We start from the raw sequence: 704 nt of genomic DNA on the forward strand, positions 1-704 counted from the left end.
CCCCATTCACGAGCATGCTGGGCTAGCACAACCACTCCAACCCGACGCTCGCCTGATGAGTACCGCCGCCGACCTGCTTAACCGCGTAGCCGAGAGCGTTGCGGCTATGGACGGCAGCGCCGGGCCGTTGCGACACGAACCCAAGGTGATCGAATGCCTGCGTCTCCCGGTTCGTCGCGTACATAACGGCGGTCGCCATGGCGGTGGCGGCCAGCGTGAGCCGGCTCATGCCAGCCCTGAAGTCCTTGTTGCGCTGCTCGCGCTTCCGGGTGGCCTCCTGCTCGGCCTTTTCTTTCTCCTGAGCGGCCGCGAGGGCTGCCCGCGCCTCCTTCAGGTTCGTCTCCATGACCAGCTTGGAGATTTCCACCTCGGACTTGGCACCAGCCCACCGGGCATCCTCAATCCGCTTCTCGGCAGATTTTACGGCAGCCTCGTAGTCGGCGAGCGACTTCTTGGCGGTGTTGAGCTGGGCGGTGTTGACCTCGAACCCAAGGGCGACGGCGAAGGATGAGAGCCAATTGTCGGCCATGGTCGTCCCCTCAGTGTAGCTTGTGCATGACGGCGCGGATCTCGGCCGGGACCATGTCGCCGCCACCATCCACCCACCGCTTGACCGTGAAGCCGAGCGCATAGCCGACGATGGTCTCAAGCGCGGCGCCGTCGATATCGGCGAACGCGGGTTCGGCTTCGCCCTTCGGCCAGAC

The 704-nt window shown here is 65.1% G+C and carries 1 protein-coding gene; it reads right to left on the minus strand.

All coding sequences use genetic code 11. The annotated features are described in order from the left end of the window. Positions 1-22: 22 nt before the first annotated feature. Positions 23-529 (minus strand): hypothetical protein, encoded by a 507-nt coding sequence (locus MKL09_RS19870; RefSeq protein WP_244022987.1) that lies wholly within the window; start codon positions 527-529, stop codon positions 23-25. Between the last annotated feature and the right edge of the window lie 175 nt (positions 530-704).

The organism is Methylobacterium sp. J-048 (assembly GCF_022829515.1).
Taxonomy (GTDB): domain Bacteria; phylum Pseudomonadota; class Alphaproteobacteria; order Rhizobiales; family Beijerinckiaceae; genus Methylobacterium.